The sequence below is a fragment of the Paenarthrobacter sp. genome (assembly GCF_031180005.1).
Classification (GTDB): Bacteria; Actinomycetota; Actinomycetes; order Actinomycetales; family Micrococcaceae; genus Arthrobacter.
The window spans coordinates 1-5,055 of record NZ_JAPSHI010000061.1 but is presented as its reverse complement, the minus strand read 5'-3'; the positions used below and the strand labels follow the sequence as shown (position 1 = coordinate 5,055).

Sequence of the window (5,055 nt, the reverse complement as noted above, 5' to 3'; positions counted from 1 at the left end):
GCCGAGCCGGATGGACTGGCTACTGCCACCACAAGTGACACGTACTTTGCCAGCCAGTACGCCCTGCAGAACGATGGCCAGTCGTTTACCAACACTGCAGGAGACATAGTGGTCGCAGGGGGGACGCCGGACGCCGATGTGGACGCTGTGGAAGCGTGGCCCCTCGCCTCAGGCGCGAACATAAAGGTGGCTGTCCTTGATTCAGGCGTTGACGCCAACCATCCCGACCTCCGGTCAAAAATTGACGCGCGTGCCAACTTCAGCAGCGCCGCCACACAGGATGACAATTACGGGCACGGTACCCACGTCGCAGGAATCGTTGGCGCGGTGCATAACACCGAGGGCGTCGCCGGAGTCTGTCCGGGCTGCAGGATCCTCGACGGCAAGGTCCTCAATGACAGCGGATCCGGCTCCGCATCAGGTATCGCGAATGGCATCAACTGGGCGGTGAACAACGGCGCCAAGGTCATCAACATGAGCCTGGGAATGAGATCATCACGCACCCTCCAAACTGCCGTCACCAAGGCATGGGACAAGGGCGTGGTGCTGGTGGCCGCTGCAGGCAACGGTGGCAATACCACCAAGCTGTACCCTGCCGCCTACCCGAACGTCATCGCCGTCGGCGCAACTGACAACAGGGACGCCAAGGCATCCTTCTCAACCTACGATGCCTCCTGGGTGGACGTTGCAGCGCCCGGCGTCAACGTCTACTCCACCTTCCCGAGCCACAACTTCTACCTCATGCGCAACGGTCGTTCAATGATGTACGACGTCGGCAACGGCACCTCGATGTCGTCGCCGATTGTCGCTGCCGTTGCCGCCCTGGCGTGGAGCAAGACCCCTGCTGCCTCCAATGTCACGGTCCGTTCGACCATTGAAACCACCGCAGACAAGTCCGTGGCCGGAACCGGCACGTACTGGGCGCATGGCCGGGTGAACGCGTACAACGCCGTCAAGTAGCTGAGGACAGGCGTGGCAGGTGACGTCCGGCGTCGTGCTTGCTGATGTCCGTTGCCGTGAATGTGAGTCTCCTCCAGGTTCCGGATAGAGTCCAAGGAACTCACAACGCCCTGGCGAGGAGATTATGACAAAGCCACTGCTCCGGGACCTGTTCAAAGTCGCTTTCCCGCTTGTGGTCGCGGTCTACCTGTTCAACGTGGCCATGCAGGACGGGCTGGACTTACGGGTCTATTGGGCAGGAGCGAAGGAATTCCTGTCCGGTGGGGACCTCTATGCCGGCGGGCTGCCCGGCACACCCTATGGCGGGATGGCCTTCACGTACCCGCCGTTTGCAGCGGCTCTTTTCGTTCCCCTGGCACTGATGCCGGTGGACGTAGCGCTGGTCTGCCAAACCCTCCTCAATATCGTCTTTGCCGGTACTGTTGGCCTGCTGATAGCGCACTACCTGCGCTCCAAGGGCGTTCTTCCTGCGGGTAGGGGGCGTTATGGGTTATGGATTGATGCTGCAGCCATGACCGGAGTGGTACTGCTCCTGGGCCCATGGCGGAACTCCCTCGCCCTGGGGCAGATCAACCCGCTTCTCCTGGTGCTGATCTCCGTTGATCTGTTGGCCAGTACCCGGCGCCACCCGGACGGGTTCCTGCCGCGGGGAATACTTACCGGCCTTGCGGCGGGCATCAAACTTACACCGCTGGTATTTCTGCTCTTCTTCGTCATGCGCGGTGACTTCAAAGGCGCTGCCCGGATGATCGCGGCTTTTGCCGGCACTGTTGCAATCATGGCTCTGGCAGCGCCGGGCTTCTCGGCGCAGTACTGGCTGTCGTCCCTCGGTGAGACAAATCGGGTCGGTACCCTCTCACGCTTTGAAAACATCTCGCTGCGCGGCTTCATCAGCAGGCTCGAACCCGACCCGGCAGCTGGCACGGTGCTGTGGGTCGGCCTGTGCGCCGCCGTCGTTGCTGTTGCCGCTTTCATCATTTATGTCTCACGGCACGACGCCGATCCGTGGGGTGCGGTGGCCGCTACGGCCCTCGTTATGCTGCTGGTTTCTCCCGTCTCCTGGGGCCATCATTGGGTCTGGGTGGTGTTGATCGTTCCGGCGCTTTTGGGGCGCTTCCGGGACAAGACGCCAACGACCTTCAGCTGGCGTCGCCTTGTTCCGTCCCCTGCGGGAATCCTCTGCCTCTTGATGCTTGCCTGCTTTGCCCTGCAACCTGTGGAGGCCGCCCAGCTGGCGGGTTCCCCCAACCCCTATGCAGCTGTTTCGGTCGTGTCGGAGATGCTTACGCAAAGCGGACTCTTCGTAGCCGTCCTTGTGCTGGCATGGCTGGCCGTTAGCCGCCCAGGAAGGAGCGCAACCGATCAGCGCCCGGACCTACACCAACGCTCCCCTGTCGCCTAACCGGGCTGTCGCCTAACCGGGGCTCTGGTGATATGAGCACAGCTGGCGCAAAATAGTAAGCACACTGATCAAACCGGTTGTGCGCGCATCACCCGAACGAATTGGAGAAGCAATGCCCGGATCACGGAGTCGAGTACTGCTGGCAGCCGCTGGACGAGGCGCACTGAGCGGTTTGGCTGGGGTTGCCGTTATGACTGCCGGGGAGAAAGTGGAACAGGCCCTGACTAAGCGCCCTAATTCCTATATTCCTGCACGAACGCTGCTCACGTTGCTGGGCAAGCGCCCGTCCGACTCCCAGAAGCCATTCTTTTGGAATCACGTGATGCACTGGGGCACCGGTGCCGTACTGGGGTCACTCCGGGGCATTTGGGCGGTCACGGGAATCCGCGGCCCGCTGGCCCACACGAAGCACACGGTGGTCCGGCTCGCGTTTGACCAGACACTGGAAAACGCCACCGGCGCGGGCGCGCCGCCCACGTCCTGGCCCGCGAAGGAACAGATTATCGACGTCGTCCACAAAGCTTTGTACTCCCTGGCTACCGGCCTGGTGGCTGACCGCTGGATACAGCCCGACCTCGAATCACGTCGCGGGACCACCAGCCACTGAGCTCCTTCCTAAGCTTCCCAGCCAAGCCAGCCAACCGCTTCGCTGGCGATGTCAGGGGGCACAGTGTGAGGGCCTTCGAACTCGTGATATGACACCTCGTAACCGTCGTTGTTCAGGGCGGGCACCAACATCCTGCTGGTGCGGTTGATCGGCAGTACCTCATCGAACACGCCGTGCGAGACGAAAATGGCCGGCTTGCCAGCGCGGCGGGCCGGCGGCACATACCCCGGCGAGAAGGCGATGACTTTGGTGAACAGATCCCCGTTGGCCAAGCCCAGTCCCAGGGCGTACGAGGCGCCATCAGAAAAGCCACCCACGGCAACGCGGCCCGGATCCACCTGGACCCGCTCGAAGACCCGCTGGAGGGCGCGGTCAACAACGTCAACATCCGGACCAAAATGCCCTCCTACGCCGTCCCACGTGGATCCCCGGGAGGAAGGCGCGGCCAGCACCAGGTTGTAGCTGTCGGCGAGAGGACGCAAGAGGGACAACCCGCCGGATGCCGCGCCGCCGGCACCGTGGAACAAGACCACCAGCGGCGCAGGCTTCCCGGCCTGGATCCCGGTGGGTACGTAAAGCAACGTGTCCCGACCGGACTCCACGCCCAGAACCGTTTCACCCGTCACCGCAAGTCCGGCAGGGGGTGTTCCGGGAGGGCGGGCCGAAAGCCTGGCAGGCTCCCGCGACTGCCCGGGTATACGGTCCATGTCTCCTCCAGCGCAGCCCGCGAGCAAAACGGCCGGCACGAGCCCTATAAAGCTGCGTCTCGTCGCCACGGCCTAATTCTATCGACATAGGTTTCGATAGGTACCGAGGAATAGCGGCCTACCCAAGCCATCCGATGCATGTACCGGCCATGGTCTTCCCGCAGGCGCGGTCTGGTGGGACCATGCCCGTATGAGCAACGAACACAATGAAGACCAGCCGGACCATATCCCGCACGAGCAGCGCCACAAGAACGACCACAACCAGGACGTCGGGGACAACGGAACAACTACCGGAAAGCCCGGCGGTGACGAAGTGGACGCCGCCGACATCGCCGCTATCCAAGACGATGAACGGCTGACAGCGGCGGATCGGATGGATTTGATTGCCAATCAGGCCATCCCGGAGACAGGGGGTTAAGGCACGGAGCCGACTTACGGGGGGCGGCCTTGCGCCAACCATGTGATCAAGAACGAAGCTGATCACAACACTCAAGCTGGCCTTTTTAGCCTGGAGGGGCCATGCTGGTCAAGAGGGAAACGAAAAATCGGTCGAGCCCACGACTCGGATCTGTAAGTCCTCCTCGAAGCCCACCCGCTGCTGTGGATCGTTTACGGATCGGCAGGTCCAGGGGATGTCCGTTGGCCAGATGTCACCGCATATCCGGTGTTGTTTCATAATGCTCTGCCTGCCTTCGGCCCGGAGGCATCAAATTACTGCCCGATCTTGCCTTGGTGCCGGCGGCAGTAGCGAGGGTTTCAATGCAAGATCCACGATCGGCGGCCCAGTTTCTGGTCCGCGGCGATAAGAATTCACTCCATCTCCTGTGGGCCTGGTACCGGGCCAACGGGGGTGAGGCTCCACTGGAAGAGTTCGACGCTTTCCTCCACAATGCGATGGTCCTGGATCCCTTTGACATCAGAATTTTGACCTGGGCCTTGGAGGACTACGAAGCAATTCCTACTTGATCTCGCCTATGTGATCGAGGTGTTCGCCAGCGACACGAGAGTCCCGACTACAAGGGCGCCGCAACTGCCGGCATAATTTACCCCCGCGCGGATCCCGGCACGCCGTGGCACGCCGCAAAGCTGTATGAGCGCGACGCCGACCAGCGTTGCGGCCTCGCTGAGACTCAGCGCTCCTAGCGGTTTCAGCACTGGCGCTGGCGTCAAGATCTGACGAGCCACACAGTCAAACGTGAAATCGCGCCGTTCAGAAGAAAGAAAAAACCCCGCCTCCCGGAAGTGCGGGAAGGCGGGGTTCTAGCTGGTGGCTCCGACCGGCGTCGATCCGGTGACCTTTCGATTTTCAGTCGAACGCTCTACCAACTGAGCTACAGAGCCTAGGTGACGTGTCACCATGAGAGCCGGAACCTCTTCCG

Annotated in this window: 6 protein-coding genes and 1 tRNA gene; 5 read left to right on the top strand and 2 right to left on the bottom strand. The window is 61.9% G+C overall.

All coding sequences use genetic code 11. The features are described 5' to 3' along the window. The 3 genes from RIF72_RS19845 to RIF72_RS19835 all read left to right on the top strand — a co-directional run. Positions 1-960, top strand: a 960-nt coding sequence (locus RIF72_RS19845; RefSeq protein ID WP_309076502.1) for a S8 family peptidase, incomplete at its 5' end; no start/stop codon positions are given. Positions 961-1,084: 124 nt separating this feature from the next. Next, entirely contained in the window at positions 1,085-2,362 is a 1,278-nt protein-coding gene (locus RIF72_RS19840; protein WP_309076501.1) for a glycosyltransferase 87 family protein, read from the top strand. Positions 2,363-2,474: 112 nt separating this feature from the next. Next, positions 2,475-2,969: a hypothetical protein gene (locus tag RIF72_RS19835; protein WP_309076500.1), complete on the top strand. Its 495-nt coding sequence runs from the start codon at positions 2,475-2,477 to the stop codon at positions 2,967-2,969. Positions 2,970-2,977: 8 nt separating this feature from the next. On the opposite strand, the gene RIF72_RS19830 is transcribed toward RIF72_RS19835, so the two are convergent. Beyond that, positions 2,978-3,676, bottom strand: a complete 699-nt coding sequence (locus tag RIF72_RS19830; RefSeq protein ID WP_309076499.1) for a hypothetical protein — start codon at positions 3,674-3,676, stop codon at positions 2,978-2,980. A 190-nt stretch (positions 3,677-3,866) separates the two neighbouring features. Between RIF72_RS19830 and RIF72_RS19825 the strand changes: the two genes are divergently transcribed. Together RIF72_RS19825 and RIF72_RS19820 are read left to right on the top strand one after the other, a co-directional pair. Beyond that, on the top strand, positions 3,867-4,094 hold the full coding sequence (locus tag RIF72_RS19825; protein WP_309076498.1) for a hypothetical protein: 228 nt from the start codon (positions 3,867-3,869) through the stop codon (positions 4,092-4,094). Positions 4,095-4,435: 341 nt separating this feature from the next. Continuing rightward, positions 4,436-4,642, top strand: coding sequence for a hypothetical protein (locus tag RIF72_RS19820; protein WP_309076497.1), 207 nt, complete (start codon positions 4,436-4,438; stop codon positions 4,640-4,642). 299 nt (positions 4,643-4,941) lie between these two features. Here RIF72_RS19820 and RIF72_RS19815 read toward each other — a convergent pair. Beyond that, a tRNA-Phe gene (locus RIF72_RS19815) sits at positions 4,942-5,017 on the bottom strand. Positions 5,018-5,055 lie beyond the last annotated feature (38 nt).